Raw genomic sequence first — 14,033 nt, 5'->3', positions numbered from 1 at the left:
TTAGGCTGACGGCCATGACCCCGTCCGCCGCCACGCCCGCGTACCGTCGGCTCAGCGTCGAGGAGCGACGAAGTCAGCTCCTGGACGTCGCGCTGTCACTCTTCGCGCACCGCGCCCCCGAGGACGTGTCGCTGGACGACGTCGCGGAGGCGGCCGGAGTCTCCCGGCCGCTGGTGTACCGGTACTTCCCCGGCGGCAAGCAGCAGCTGTACGAGGCCGCGCTCGGGTCGGCCGCCGAGGAGCTCCAGCACTGCTTCCAGGAGGCCCGCCAGGGCCCCCTGCTGCCCCGGCTGGCGCGCGTCCTCGACCGGTATCTGGCGTTCGTGGACGAGCACGACACCGGCTTCAGCGCACTGCTCCAGGGCGGCAGCGTGGTGGAGACCTCCCGGACGACGGCCACCGTCGACGAGGTGCGCCGCGCCGCCGCCGAGCACCTCTACACGCACCTGGGCGTCAAGGACCCGGGGCCGCGGCTGCGCATGACCGTCCGGACGTGGATCACGGCCGTCGAGGCGGCCTCGCTGATCTGGCTGGACGAGGACAAGCAGCCCCCGGTCGAGGAGCTGCGCGACTGGCTGGTCGAGCAGTTCGTGGCGGTCCTCACGGTCACCGCGGGCCGCGACCCGCAGACGGCCGCCGTCATCGCCGCCCTCGCCGAGGATGGCCGAGACTGAAGGCGTGAAGAGTCAGGACACCCCCTTCGAGGGCGGCCCCATGGACGGGCGCGTGCTGCCCGTGCTCGTCGGCCACACCGGCCACCCCCCGAAGACGTACCGCATCCCCGTCCCGGACCCGGCCGGCGGCGAGCCCACCGTGCTGGTCTACCGCCGCGTGCCACGCGGGTACAGCAAGAAGCTGGGACTGATCCAGGGGTGGAAGTACCAGTACGACCCCGAGGGCAAGCCGACCGAGCGGTTGAAGTGGCCCTGGTCGAAGCCAGACGCCACGCCGCCGCGCAAGCCGCACGACGCCGACGGGTGACAGGGTTGCGCCGAACCGCGCACACTCGGCGCGCGCCCCGCTGCGGCACGTCTGATGCTCGCGGTGCGGAGACAGGCGGACGGTCCGCCTGCACCGCACCGGAGGTGATGACGTGTCAGGAGTGCTTCCGCGCCTGGCCTGTTCGGTGGCGGTGGCCGCCCAGGCCGCCCTCGCGCCCGTACCGGCCGTGGCCGCACCCAAGCCGCCGCCGACCGTCGCCCAGCTGCTGACGGACCTTCAGCAGCGGTACCGGCAGTCCGAAGCGGCCACCGAGAAGTACAACGCCACCGGAGAGAAGCTCAGGCGGCAGCGTGCCCAGGTGGCCCGCCTCGACGAGGAACTGGCCCACGCCCGCCTCGCCCTCCAGGACAGCCGGACCGACGCCGGGCGGCTGGCCCGCGAGCAGTACCAGAGCAGCACCGGCCTCTCCCCCTACCTCCGTCTGCTCCTCGCCCGCGACCCCCAGCACGCGCTGGACGAGGGCCATGTCATCGGCCGGATCGCCCGCGAGCGCGCCGACACGGTGCGGCGGCTGACCGGCACCGAGCAGAGGCGGGACACGCTCGCGCGGGCGGCCCGCAAGGCGCTGGACACCCAGCTCAGCCTCGCCGGCAAGGAACAGAAGCAGCACGACGACGCCCACGGCAAACTGGCCGCCGTGGAACGCCTGCTGGCCTCCCTCACCCCCGACCAGCTCAGCGCCGTCCGACAGCTGGAGCAGCAGGAGGTCGCCGCGGCCCAGCAGAAGCTCGTCACGTCCGGCGCCCTGAGCAGCACCGCCCGCCCCGCGTCCGCCCAGGGCAGCCGCGCGGTGCGCTACGCCATGGACCAGCTCGGCAAGCCGTACGAGTGGGGTGCCGAAGGCCCGCGGTCCTACGACTGCTCGGGCCTCACCGCCGACGCCTGGGCCCGCGCCGGCACCCCGATCCCGCGCACCAGCCAGGAACAGTGGGCCCGCCTCAAGCGCATCCCCCTGAACGAACTCCGCCCCGGTGACCTGGTCGTCTACTTCCCGGAGGCGACGCACGTGGCGATGTACGTCGGGGACGGCAAGGTCGTACAGGCACCGAGAACCGGCGAGACGGTGAGGGTCTCACCGCTCGCCTCGTATCCGGTGCTCGGTGCCGTACGACCGGACGGCACCGCCGGTCAGGCTCCGGCCACGGAACCCAGGTAGGCCTCGGTCTTCTCCGGCTCGTAGAAGAAGTTCTCGAAGTCCGCCGGGTCGTTGAAGGCATTGGCGAAACGGTCCGCCACCGGCTGCAGCTGGCCCGCCGCGCCGATGAGGTTCAGGACGTGCTCCGGCGGCGGCATCAGCATGGCGTTCGTCCACTTGGTGACGTGCTGGGCCGTGTCGTCCCAGAACCGCTCGAACGTGGCCTGCATCCACTCCTCGTCGAACGGCTTGTCCCCCCGCTCCACGATCGAGGCGAGGTAGGCGGCGGCGCACTTGGAGGCCGTGTTGGAGCCCTGCCCGGTGATCGGGTCGTTGGCGACGACCACGTCGGCCACGCCGAGGACCAGGCCGCCGCCGGGCAGCCGGCCGATGGGGTTGCGGACGGTCGGCGCGTACCGGCCGGCCAATGTGCCGCCGGCGTCGGTCAGTTCGACCTTCGTGGCGCGCGCGTACTCCCAGGGCGTGAACTTCTCCATGAGTTCCAGGGTCAGGGAGAGGTGCTCGGCCGGGTCCTTGACACCGTTGAAGACGTCGAGCGGGCCGCCGGGGATGCCCTCCCAGAACAGGATGTCGGCGCGGCCGGAGGTGGTGAGCGTCGGCATGATGAACAGCTCGCCGACACCGGGGACGATGTTGCAGCGGACCGCGTCGAACTCCGGGTGCTCCGGGCGCGGGCCGAGCCCGTGCACGTACGCCACCGCGAGGGCGCGCTGCGGCTCGCTGTACGGGGAGCGCGAGGCGTCCCGGCCGAACATCTGGACGAGTTCACCCTTGCCGGCCGCGACCAGGACGAGGTCGTAGGCACGGGAGAAGTAGTCGAGGTCGCCGACGGCCGCGCCGTGGATGACCAGCTGGCCGCCGCGCTGGGCGAAGGTCTCCATCCAGCCGGCCATCTTGACCCGCTGGTCGACCGACTGCGCGTACCCGTCGAGCCTGCCGACCCAGTCGATCGCCCGCTGGGTGGGGCCCGGGTCGTGCGAGCCGGGGGCGGCGACCGAGACGCCGAGCCCCTCGATCTTCGGGGCCTGGGACTCCCAGAAGTTCAGCTGGAGCTCGCGCTCGTGACCCAGCGCCGTGTCGAACATGCACTGCGTCGACATGACCCGGCCGGAACGGATCTCGTCCGCGGTCCGGTTCGACATGAGGGTGACCTCGTAGCCGTGCGACTGCAGGCCGAGGGCGAGCTGGAGTCCGGACTGGCCGGCTCCTACGACGAGTATCTTCCGCATGCGGGTGGTGCTCCTCAGGACTACTCGGGGGTTTCGTCCAGCGCGTGGCCCACCAGGGCCAGAAGGGTCTCGATGACCGAGATCCGGCGCCGGGCGTCCATGATCATGACAGGGATGTGCGCGGGTATCGTCAGCGCCTCCCGTACGTCCTCGGGCTCGAACCGCTCACTGCCGTCGAAGTGGTTGACCGCGACGACGTACGGCAGCCCGCAGCTCTCGAAGTAGTCCAGCGCCGGGAAGCAGTCCTTCAGGCGGCGGGTGTCGGCCATGACGACGGCGCCGATGGCGCCGCGCACCAGGTCGTCCCACATGAACCAGAACCGCTGCTGGCCCGGCGTGCCGAACACGTAGAGCACCAGGTCGTCGTCGAGCGTGAGACGGCCGAAGTCCATGGCCACGGTGGTGGTCAGCTTGCCGGGCGTGGCGGTGAGATCGTCGGTCTCCTCGCTCGCCTCGGTCATCAGCGCCTCGGTCTGCAGGGGCGTGATCTCCGAGACGGCGGTGACCAGAGTCGTCTTGCCGACGCCGAAGCCGCCCGCCACCACGATCTTCGTCGCGATCGGGGCACGTGTGCGGTCCGTCTGCCAGGGCTGTTCGGGCCCCTCTTCACCGAGGAGCGGGGAGACGCCGGTGGCGTCAGAGACGGCGAAGTCCACTCAGCACCCTTTCCAGCAGAGCGCGGTCCGGGCGGCCGGTGCCGTGACCGGTTCCGGTGCCGTACACACGGATCTTTCCCTGGTCCGCGAGATCGCTCAGGAGTACGCGGACCACGCCGAGCGGCATCTTCAGCAGCGCGGCGATCTCGGCCACCGTGCGCATACGGCGGCACAGTTCGACGATGGCCCGCATCTCCGGCATGACCCGGGTGTTGAGGGAACCATTCGTCAGTTCCTTGCGCTCCTGCGGGGCTTCGATGGCCGCGGTGCCGGCCGTGCTTCCCACGAACGTCTCCACGAGGAGAACGTGGCCGAAGCGGGTACGGCCGCCGGTGAGCGAGTAGGGACGCACGCGAGCGGGTTTGCGGTCGCCGCCGCGCACGGGGAGTTTCTTCGGAGTGCCGCTCATCGGGTGCTCCCCGTCGACTCGGCTTCCAGGGACCTCCGTAGCTCGGTGCGGAGTTCGGGGGTCAGCACGTGGCCGGCGCGGCCGACGAAGAGCGCCATGTGGTACGCCACCACGCTCATGTCGCACTCCGCGGAACCGTGCACGCCCAGCAACGAGCCGTCGCTGATCGACATCACGAACAGGCTGCCCTCCTCCATCGCGACCATCGTGTGCTTGACCCCACCGAACGCCAGCAGCTTGGCGGCGCCGACGGTGAGGCTGCCGATGCCGGAGACGATGGTGGCGAGGTCGGCGGAGGAGCCGCGCGGCCCTCTCACCGCGCGGCTCTCGCGGACCCCGGCAGCGAGGCCGGGGTCGGACGAGAGCAGCATCAGGCCGTCCGAGGAGACCACGGCTACGGACAGGATGCCGGGTACCTCCTCGACCAGGTTGGTCAGCAGCCAGTGCAGATTGCGGGCTTCACTGCTCAGTCCGTAGGTACTGGAGGTGCTGGGCGCGGTCAACTGCTTGCCTCCTCGGCTGTGCCCCCCGTGTTTTCTTCGGTACGTACTGCGATCTGTGCGATCTCGGTCGCCACGTCGCGGTAGCCGGCCTGGGCACCGCTGCGGAAACCGCCGAGCCTGCGGCGCAGGGCCTCGGCGTCTACGCTCGCGCTGCGTTGGCGGGGTGGTGCGGTGGGTGTGGTGATCTTCGGGGTGCGCTTGGGGAGGCCCTTGGACGTGATCGCCTCGCCTTCGGCTTCGGTTTCCGCTTCGGCTTCGGCTTCGGCTTCGGTTTCCGCTTCGGTTTCCGCTTCGGCTTCGGTTTCGGTTTCCGCTTCGGCTTCGGCGGCTTCCGGTTCCAGGTCCGGGAGCAGTAGCTCCATCGTCGTCTCGGCGAAGGTTTCCGCCGGCTCCTTCGGGCGGACCGGGGCTTCCTCCTCGACCGGCTGTTCCGACGCCTCCGCGCGCGTGTGGGTGTCCGCGGGCTCCGCCTCACGGGCAGCCCGTTCCGCCAGTGCCACCAGCGGGTCGGTGCCCTTGGTGCGGGCGTACAGGACGTTGGAGTTGGCCTCGGCGTCGGCGCCGGGGAGGGTGAAGGTCTGGGTGCCACCGGGGACGGTGGTGGGGGCCGCCACCAGCGGGGCCTCGGTGAGCAGCGGGGCGGGCAGGACGACGACCGCGGCGACACCGCCCTGCTTCTGCTCGCGCAGCTGGACGCGGACGCCGTGCCGGTGGGCGAGGCGGGCCACGACGTACAGGCCGAGGCCGAGGCCGGCCTCGCCCTCCTGGTCGTAGGACGCGGCGGGGTCGAAGTCGGCCAGGCGGGCGTTGAGCAGCTCCAGGCGCTCGGTGGCCATGCCGATGCCGCCGTCCTGGACCGAGAGCATCACCTCGCCGCTCTCCAGCAGCCAGCCGGAGACCTCGACGGGCAGGTCCGGCGGGGAGAACGAGGTGGCGTTCTCCATGAGTTCGGCCAGGAGGTGGGAGAGGTCGTCCGCCGCAAAGCCCGCCACGTGCGCGTGCGGGGGCAGGGCGGCGATGCGTACGCGTTCGTAGCGTTCGATCTCGCTGACCGCCGCGCGGACGACGTCGACCAGCGGGACCGGGCCGTGGTGCTGCTGGACGTGCTCGGTGCCGGCGAGGACCAGGAGGTTCTCGCTGTGCCGGCGCATGACCGTGGCGAAGTGGTCGAGCTTGAAGAGGGTGGCGAGGCGTTCGGGGTCCTGTTCGCGCTCCTCCAGGCCCTCGATGACCGCCAGTTGGCGTTCGACCAGGCCGAGCGTGCGCAGGGCGAGGTTGACGAACGTACTGCCGATGGTGGCGCGCAGCCGCTCCATCTGGGCCGCCGAATCGGCGAGTTCGGCGCGCAGCTCCTCGCGGGCGTCGGCCATCCGCTGGCGCTGGGCGACCAGGTGCTTGCGGTCGGTCTCCAGGGTGCCGACCCGATCATGCAGGGCGCCGGCCTGCTCGCGCAGCGTGACGGCGTGCGCGTGCAGGGCGTTGACGGAGCGGACGACCTGGGCGAACTCGTCGTTGCGGCCGGTGAAGGCGATCGGCTCCTGGGCCGCCGGGTCCTCGGACTCGGCGAGGCGCGCGGAGCCCCGGCGCAGGACCGACAGGGGGCGGGTGAGGGTGCGGGCCATGGCCGTGGCGATGCCCACGGCGACCAGCATCAGGGCGCCGATGACGGCGATGCGGATCTCCAGGGCGGTGACGTCGTCGTCCCGGAGTTTCGTCAGGTCCTTGGTGCGGTGGTCGTAGAGCGCGGACTCGGCGCCGCGCATCAGGTCCACGCGGGCGGACAGCGCCGCGTCCAGCTTCTTGGCGTCGGTGGTCAGCTCGCTGTCGTCCAGGGTGGGCTGGTCGGTGAGCGTGGCCAGGTACTTCTCGGCGGAGTTGACCTCGGGCCCGGTGACCGTGGAGTCGTACGAGTCGGCGGCCTCCTGGGGCGCGTTCTCGTGGAAGTCGGCGAGGGCGGCGTCGGCGCGCAGGCGGGCCAGCTGGGCGGCGGCGGTGAGCGCGTCGCGCTGCTTGCCGTCGGCCTCGGACCCGGTGGAGACCGTGGTGGCCAGACCGGTGACCGGGTCGATCACCGTCCGGGTGCCGGCCGGGATGTTCAGCGCGGCCAGCAGCAGCCCCCGGGCGGCGGCGGACTGCTCGACGGCCGCGTCCAGTTCGGCGAGGGCGTGGGCGCCGGAGCCGGCCCGCGTGGGCATCTTGTCGGCGAGGTCCTCGGCGAGCCGGTGCAGCTCGCCGATCACGGCCGAGTAGGCCTGGTGGGTCTGGAGCGCGGTGGTCTTGCCGGTGAGCGCCTCGTGCCGGACGGCGGCGATGCCGTCGAGGTCCGTGCGCAGCGCGGCCGGGGTGTCGCTGTCGGCGCGCAGGTCCTCGACCTGGCGGTCGACGCGGGCGCTGCGCTCCTCGGAGGGCGCCTTGACCTTGGGGCGGCCCGCCGCGACGTAGGAGGTGACCTCGTCGCGTTCGTCGGCCAGGGAGTGGGCGAGGGAGAGCGCGTCCTCGGTCCGGGTGGCCAGGGTCACCAGGTCCTGGGAGTCGCTGACGTCCCCGGAGGCGGTGAGCAGCGCGGGCGCTCCGGCTCCGGCGATGGCGGCGGCCACCGCGGCGACGGCGACGATGAGCCGGGTGCGCACATGTGTGGGGCGGCCGGTGCCCACGGGGGTCTGCTCGGCGACCCCCTCGGGGGCCGTCTGCCTGCCTGTGCGCCGAGGCCGCTTTTTCTGCACCGGTGCTCGCATTCCTGAACTCGTCTACCCAGGGGCCCGGGTGGCGCCCCGCCATATCGGTGCCAGGGGGCGTGTTCACCCGGTTCGTACGGTTCCCGACCCTCCCAGCGCCGGTGGACACTGGTCGCGCATCATCCGACCCGCCACCCGAAGGAGTGAACATCGGAGGGGAGTTGGCGGGCAAGTTCCTCTGACGCGCTCTGCCGCCTTGCACGGCGGGCCGGTTGGACGCGCGCGGCAGGCTTTGGCAGTATTCGCCACCACGCCTTCCCGGAGTGCGCCATTCCCCCCCAAACCAGGCGCCTGACCTGCGAGGCCGTAGCAATTCGGCGTCGCTTGCCAGCCTTTGGCGGAGGCTGTGAAGGCCTCGTGCAGACTGGCTGAATGCGAACTGATCTCGTCTCGGAACCCGGCAACCCGGCTCGCCCCAACGAGGACTTCGCCGGAGTCGGACTACCCGCGTCCGGACAGGGAGGTTGTGTGATCGTCCTGGACGGGGTGACTCCGCCCAGCGACGGAACCGGCTGTCTGCATTCCGTTCCCTGGTTCACCGCGCGACTGGGGGGCGCACTGGTCGAACTGACCGTTTCCGCCCGAGATCTGACGCTCTCGGAGATTCTCTCGGGGGCCATCGGGCGCACCGCGGACGCACATGCGGACACCTGTGACCTTTCTCACCCGCTGACCCCTCAGGCGACCGTTGTCCTGGCCCGCTGGTCCGCCGAGGCCCTGGAGTACCTGGTCCTGTCCGACTCGGCGCTGCTGCTGCAATCCCCCGGGGGCACGGTCACGCCGGTCCTGGACGACCGCCTCGCCCGGCTGCCCGTCTCGGCCCTCGCCACCGCGACCCTGGTGGACGCCCACCTGCGCAACAAGGAGGGCGGTTTCTTCACGGCCGCCGCCGATCCGTCGGTCGCCGCCCGCGCGGTCACCGGCTCGGTGCCCCGGCGCGAGGTCAGTGCCCTCGCCGCACTGACGGACGGCGCGACCCGCTGGACGGAGAAGTTCGGCGAGGGCGACTGGACGGCCCTGTTCGACGTCGTCGCCAAGGAGGGCGCGGGGGCACTGGTCGAGCGGGTACGGGAGCTGGAGGCGGCGGACCGGGAGGAACGGGTCCATCTGCGGCGGAGCAAGACGCACGACGACGCGACGGTGGTCTACGTCGAGCTGTGACGGCCCGCGCCCCCTGCCCTTCGCGGGCCGTCTCTCCGCCCTTCGCGGGCTACTTCTCCATGACTTGGTTCAACTCGTGCAGCAGCCGGGCCAGTTCCGCCACCTCGCGCCGGTCCCAGTGGGCGAGCTGGCGGACGTAGCGGGCGCGCCGGGCCTCGCGGACCGTGCCGACACGACGCCGACCCTCGTCGGTGAGCGTGACGAGCCAGGCGCGGCCGTCGGCCGGGTCGGGCTCGCGGGTGATGAGGCCCAGCTCCTCCAGGGCACGCAGCTGGCGGGACATGGTGGCCTTGCCGACGCCGATGTAGGCGGCGAGTTCCGTGGCTCGCCGGCCGCCCTGCTCGCCCAGCCGGATGAGCAGACCGTACGCGGAGGACTCCAGGTCGGGGTGGACCTCGCGGGCCATCTCGCCCTGGTTGGCGCGGGCGCGCCGCAGCAATACGGTCAACTCACGTTCCAGGGCCAGGAATTCCTGGTCGGCACCACTGGGCGTCACCTCCGTGGTGGCAGGATGTGTATCCCCGTTTCCGTCCTCGTGCACGTCAGCACCCCTGACTGGTTTTCGCGGTCTGAAAGTTTCTGTCACACGCCGCCATTGCCGCAGCTCCGTAAGTATTTCGCAGGCGTAGACCATCGGCGGTGTCCGGACCCCCTTCCCACGCCACTATCTACGTGCGTAGCTTCTTTATCGGGCAATTACATGGCATGCCCACGCCAGTACGTCAGCGGTCCCCTCACGGCTCCCCCCACCTCTCTCCTCGGAGGCCCGTCATGCCCGTGCACAGACCCGACATCTTCCGCCCGCGCCCTCTCGCCGTCCTGCTCACGGCCCTGCTCGCGGTGCTCGCCCTCTCCCTTCCCCTCACCTCCGCCCACGCCGCGACCACGCCCGCCCGCGGCTCCGCCCACATGGGCATGGGCATCCTCGCCCACGACGGCCAGCACGGCACCCCCAGCACCGGTGACGCCACCCAGACCGAGGGCGTCGACGTCTCCAGCTTCCAGGGCAACGTCGCCTGGTCGACCCTGTGGAACAGCGGGGTGCGCTGGGCGTACACGAAGGCCACGGAAGGCACGTACTACACCAACCCGTACTTCGCCCAGCAGTACAACGGCTCGTACAACGTCGGCATGATCCGCGGTGCCTACCACTTCGCGACCCCGGACACCACGAGCGGCGCCACCCAGGCCAACTACTTCGTGGACCACGGCGGCGGCTGGTCCGCCGACGGCAAGACGCTGCCCGGCGCCCTCGACATCGAGTGGAACCCGTACGGTGCGAGCTGCTACGGCAAGACGCAGAGCGGGATGGTCAGCTGGATCGCCGACTTCATCAACCAGTACCACGCCCGCACCGGCCGCTGGGCCGTGATCTACACCGCCACCAGCTGGTGGACCCAGTGCACCGGCAACTACGGCGGTTTCGCCGTGAACAACCCGCTGTGGATCGCCCGCTACGCCACCGACCCGGGGACGCTGCCGGCCGGCTGGTCCTACTACACGATGTGGCAGTACACGTCCTCCGGCCCGACGGTCGGTGACCACGACAAGTTCAACGGAGCACTGGACCGAGTGCAGGCCCTGGCCCTCGGCTAGTTCCAGCAGACACCTGCTTCACCGGCTCATCCGGATGCTTCACCGGCTCATCCGGCGGCCGTCCTTCGAGGGCGGTCGCCGTCGCCGCGTTGGTGCTCCGCGCCGCCCGGGATCATGCTGGTCTGGGAGGGCCTGCCGAGCAAGCAAGGGCTGCCTGCCGAGCAAGGGCGACTAGGGCGAGATGAGCGGCGATGGAGCGACAGTCGACGTACACGGCCACGGCCGTCATCGATGAGCGGGGCATCCTGACCGGCTGGAGCGAGGGCGCCCAGCGGCTGCTCGGCTACGAACCCGCGACGGTGCTCGGCCGGCCGGCCGGCCGGCTGCTCGCCGCCGAGGGTGCCGCGGCCCGGCGGGCCCTGGCCGGACGGGACCGCTGGAACGGCACGGTGCCCGTGCGCCACCGCGACGGCCGGTCCCTGGAACTGGGGCTGCTCGCCCACCGCCGCACCACCGCCACCGGGACCACCGACTGGCTCGTGGTGACCGCCGTAACGGCCCGGCCGCGGCCCCGGGGAGAGCCGCTGGAGGAGTGGACCTTCCTGCAGTCCCCGTTTCCGCTGGCGATCTTCGACACCGAGCTGCGGCTGATGCGCGCCAACCGCCGCATGGAGCGCGCGCTCGCCCTGCCCGAGGCCGCGATGCGCGGGCTGAGCCTGACGCACATCGTGCCCGGTCCGGCGAGCGAGGAGACCGACCGGAGGATGCGGCTGGCGCTGGAGAACGGCCGGCCGCAGGAGGCCGACGCCAGCCTCGGCCCGGAACTCGGCCATCCCACCGTCCTCACCCCGCTGAAGGACCCCGGCGGCCGGGTCCGGGCCGTCTGCCTGGCCACGCAGCGCGGCCTTGAGGATGCCGCCACGGGGCAGCGCCCCTCCGACGAGGCCGCCTCCCAGGTCGGCTCCGCCGCGGATCTCGCCCGCGGGGCGCAGGAACTCGCCGAGGTCACGGTCCCCCGGCTCGCCGACGTCATGGCCGTGGACCTGCTCGACTCCCCGCAGACCGCGGAGGAGACCACCCCCGGCCCGGTCCTCCTGCGCCGCGCCGCGCTGCGTACGGCCACCCCGCACGACCCCGCTTCCGAGGCCGGGAGCGGCGTGGGCGAGGCGGTCGCATGCCCGGCGGGCTCCCCCGCGGCCGAGTGCCTGGCCGCGCGTCACGCGATGCTGTACGACACGACCGACCCGGCCGTCGCCGAGTGGGCCACGCTGGACTCGGGCGCCGCCTGGCTGCGCGCCTCGCAGACCCGTTCGCTGCTGCTGGTGCCGCTGCTCGCCCAGGGCACCACGCTCGGGGTCGCGCTGTTCGGCCGCCGCCCGGGGCGGGAGCCCTTCGGGCCCGAGGATCTGCGGCTCGCCGAGGAGTACACGGCCAAGGCCGCCACCGGCATCCACAACGCCCGCCGCTACTCCCGGGCCCGCACCACCACCATGGCCCTCCAGCGCAGCCTGCTCCCGCACACGCTGCCCGAGCAGGCGGCCCTGGAGATCGCCACCCGCTATCTGCCCGCGGCCACCAAGGCGGGCGTGGGCGGCGACTGGTTCGACGTGATCCCGCTGTCCGGGGCCCGCGTGGCCCTCGTCGTCGGCGACGTCGTCGGCCACGGCATCCGCGCCTCGGCCACCATGGGCCGGCTGCGCACCGCCGTACGCACCCTGGCGGACGTCGACCTCCCGGCCGACGAACTCCTCACCCACCTCGACGACCTGGTGCTGCGCCTGGCCGCCGACGAGGGCAGCGCGGACCCGGCCGCCGAGACCGCCGGCGGCATCGGCACCACCTGCCTGTACGCGGTCTACGACCCGGTCTCGCGCCGCTGCACCCTCGCCCGGGCCGGTCATCCGCCGCCCGCCGTGGTCACCCCGGACGGCGCGGTCCGCTTCGTCGACGTGCCCGCGGGGCCGCCGTTGGGGCTCGGCGGGCTGCCGTTCGAGGCCGTCGAGACGGAACTGCCCGAAGGCAGCCTGCTCGCCCTCTACACCGACGGACTGCTGGAGGCCCGCGACCACGACATCGACGAGGCGCTGGACAAGATGTTCGCCGCGCTCGTCCGCCCCGCCCCGACCCTGGACGCCGTCTGCGACCACGTGCTCACCGCGCTGCTCAGCCACCGCCCCGACGACGACATCGCCCTGCTCGTCGCCCGCACCCGCGGCCTGCACGCCGACCGGGTCGCCGCATGGGACCTGGACAACGAGCCGACCGTCGTCGCCGTCGCCCGCCACCTCGTCGACGACCAGCTGACCGAGTGGGGGCTGGCCGAGGTCTCCTTCACCACCGAGCTGATGGTCAGCGAGCTGGTCACCAACGCGATCCGCTACGGCCGCCCGCCCATCCAGCTCCGCATGATCCACCAGGGCGACAAGCTGATCTGCGAGGTCTACGACTCCAGCGGCACCACCCCGCACATGCGGCGCGCCCGCATCTTCGACGAGGGCGGCCGAGGCCTGCTGCTCGTCGCCCAGCTCGCCGAGAGCTGGGGCACCCGGCACGACCGCGTCGGCAAGACGGTGTGGGCGGAGCAGACGGTGGCCCCGGCCTGAGCGACGCCGAGTGACGCCTCAGTGGCGCACGCGGACACGGCTCTGCCCCGCCGGGGTGTGGCGGGGCAGGGGTTCCGGGGCGGTCGTTCACCGGGCGGTACGGGGGTCTTCGCCGGCGGTGTCGGTCGCGACCGCTCAGTTGACGACCACGTCGGGCGGAGCGGGTGCGTCAGAGGCGGAGCCGCCACTGTCCTGACCGGGGTCGGACGGCGAGGGGCCGGGGTCGGCCGGGGCCGGGTGGTCGGGGGCCGGATTCTCCGGGGCGGGGGTGCTGCCGCTGTCACCTGTGCCCGGCTCCGGGGACGGGTGGTCGGGGCACGGCGGGCCGTCGCTGCCGTTGGTGCCGGTGCCGTTGCGGCCGTTGGTGCCCCGGCCGCCGCACGAGCCCCGGCCACGCCCACCGGCGCCGCCGGTGCCGACACCGCCCGGGGCCGTGCAGACCGGGGCGTCGCCACCGGTGCCGTTGCCGCCGTCGCCGCCCCTGGCGTCACCGGGACGGCAGGTGCCGTGGTCGTCGCCGTCGTGCCCGTATCCGTGATCGCCGTGCTTCTTGTGGTGGTCACCGTTGTGGTGCCCATCGCTCTTCCTGTGGCCCTTGCCGCCGTGGTCGTCGCGCATCACGGAAGCCGACAAGCCGGACGGCGCGGGGGCGGCGAAGGCGGCGCCTGCGGGGATCAGGACGGCGCCGAGGGGCAGCAGGAGGGAGGCGGCGGCCACGGCCAGGCTGCTCTTGCGGACGTTGCGGGTCATGAGGAGTGCCGTTTCTTGAGGCTTGAGGCTTGAGGCGGAGCGGTCGTGCGGTGGGAATGGCTGGGAGACGCGGGACCGTCGGTGGTCGGGTGGCGCGGCCGATGACCGCGCCACCCGAACCCCGTGGCTCACCCGCTGCCGTCAGCGACGGGAACTTCAGTTGGCCGTGGCATCACCACCGGCGCCGCCGGTCGCATTGCCGCCACCGTTGCTCGTGGCGTTGCCGCCGCCACCACCGGTCGCATTGCCACCGCCATTGCTCGTGGCATTACCACCGCCACCACCAGTCGCGT

Annotated in this window: 13 protein-coding genes; 6 read left to right on the top strand and 7 right to left on the bottom strand. The window is 72.2% G+C overall.

The window, feature by feature from the left end; translation table 11 throughout:
- Nucleotides 1-14 precede the first annotated feature (14 nt).
- The 3 genes from ACWD3E_RS25660 (at nt 15) to ACWD3E_RS25650 (ending at nt 2,158) form a co-directional block, all read left to right on the top strand.
- Nucleotides 15-674, top strand: a complete 660-nt coding sequence (locus ACWD3E_RS25660) for a TetR/AcrR family transcriptional regulator (RefSeq protein WP_451389898.1) — start codon at nt 15-17, stop codon at nt 672-674.
- Complete coding sequence (locus tag ACWD3E_RS25655) at nt 661-981, top strand: hypothetical protein (RefSeq protein WP_451389897.1); 321 nt, start codon at nt 661-663, stop codon at nt 979-981. The genes ACWD3E_RS25660 and ACWD3E_RS25655 overlap by 14 nt, the downstream gene beginning before the upstream one ends.
- A 112-nt stretch (nt 982-1,093) precedes the next feature.
- Entirely contained in the window at nt 1,094-2,158 is a 1,065-nt protein-coding gene (locus ACWD3E_RS25650; RefSeq protein WP_451389896.1) for an NlpC/P60 family protein, read from the top strand.
- Here the strand turns inward: ACWD3E_RS25650 and ACWD3E_RS25645 are convergent.
- From ACWD3E_RS25645 to ACWD3E_RS25625, 5 genes are read right to left on the bottom strand one after another with little or no spacing between them, the layout of a single operon-like run.
- Nucleotides 2,131-3,387, bottom strand: coding sequence for a styrene monooxygenase/indole monooxygenase family protein (locus ACWD3E_RS25645; RefSeq protein WP_451389895.1), 1,257 nt, complete (start codon nt 3,385-3,387; stop codon nt 2,131-2,133). The two genes, ACWD3E_RS25650 and ACWD3E_RS25645, sit on opposite strands and share 28 nt — an antisense overlap.
- Before the next feature lie 20 nt (nt 3,388-3,407).
- Nucleotides 3,408-4,043 (bottom strand): GTP-binding protein, encoded by a 636-nt coding sequence (locus ACWD3E_RS25640; RefSeq protein WP_451389894.1) that lies wholly within the window; start codon nt 4,041-4,043, stop codon nt 3,408-3,410.
- A complete protein-coding gene (locus tag ACWD3E_RS25635) occupies nt 4,024-4,452 on the bottom strand; it encodes a DUF742 domain-containing protein (RefSeq protein ID WP_451389893.1) in 429 nt (142 codons plus the stop codon). Before ACWD3E_RS25635 ends, ACWD3E_RS25640 begins: the two co-directional genes overlap by 20 nt.
- The gene (locus ACWD3E_RS25630; RefSeq protein WP_451389892.1) at nt 4,449-4,955 is read right to left on the bottom strand and encodes a roadblock/LC7 domain-containing protein; all 507 of its coding nucleotides are present in this window, start codon (nt 4,953-4,955) and stop codon (nt 4,449-4,451) included. The genes ACWD3E_RS25635 and ACWD3E_RS25630 overlap by 4 nt, the downstream gene beginning before the upstream one ends.
- Nucleotides 4,952-7,678 (bottom strand): nitrate- and nitrite sensing domain-containing protein, encoded by a 2,727-nt coding sequence (locus ACWD3E_RS25625; RefSeq protein WP_451389891.1) that lies wholly within the window; start codon nt 7,676-7,678, stop codon nt 4,952-4,954. Before ACWD3E_RS25625 ends, ACWD3E_RS25630 begins: the two co-directional genes overlap by 4 nt.
- 384 nt (nt 7,679-8,062) lie before the next feature.
- Between ACWD3E_RS25625 and ACWD3E_RS25620 the strand changes: the two genes are divergently transcribed.
- Nucleotides 8,063-8,851: a hypothetical protein gene (locus tag ACWD3E_RS25620; RefSeq protein ID WP_451389890.1), complete on the top strand. Its 789-nt coding sequence runs from the start codon at nt 8,063-8,065 to the stop codon at nt 8,849-8,851.
- 49 nt (nt 8,852-8,900) lie between these two features.
- On the opposite strand, the gene ACWD3E_RS25615 is transcribed toward ACWD3E_RS25620, so the two are convergent.
- Entirely contained in the window at nt 8,901-9,392 is a 492-nt protein-coding gene (locus ACWD3E_RS25615; RefSeq protein ID WP_451351772.1) for a MarR family winged helix-turn-helix transcriptional regulator, read from the bottom strand.
- Between the two features lie 230 nt (nt 9,393-9,622).
- Here ACWD3E_RS25615 and ACWD3E_RS25610 point away from each other — a divergent pair, with 230 nt between their 5' ends.
- Nucleotides 9,623-10,447, top strand: coding sequence for a lysozyme (locus ACWD3E_RS25610; protein WP_451389889.1), 825 nt, complete (start codon nt 9,623-9,625; stop codon nt 10,445-10,447).
- A 191-nt stretch (nt 10,448-10,638) separates the two neighbouring features.
- Entirely contained in the window at nt 10,639-12,990 is a 2,352-nt protein-coding gene (locus ACWD3E_RS25605; protein ID WP_451389888.1) for a SpoIIE family protein phosphatase, read from the top strand.
- Between the two features lie 135 nt (nt 12,991-13,125).
- Here the strand turns inward: ACWD3E_RS25605 and ACWD3E_RS25600 are convergent, their stop codons facing one another.
- Nucleotides 13,126-13,740 carry a hypothetical protein gene (locus tag ACWD3E_RS25600; protein WP_451389887.1) on the bottom strand — a complete coding sequence of 205 codons (615 nt, stop codon included), beginning with the start codon at nt 13,738-13,740 and terminating at the stop codon, nt 13,126-13,128.
- Nucleotides 13,741-14,033 lie beyond the last annotated feature (293 nt).

This window comes from Streptomyces sp. NPDC002676 (assembly GCF_053592455.1).
The sequence above is the reverse complement of the archived record's forward strand: the minus strand, read 5'-3'. Positions and strand labels throughout refer to the sequence as shown.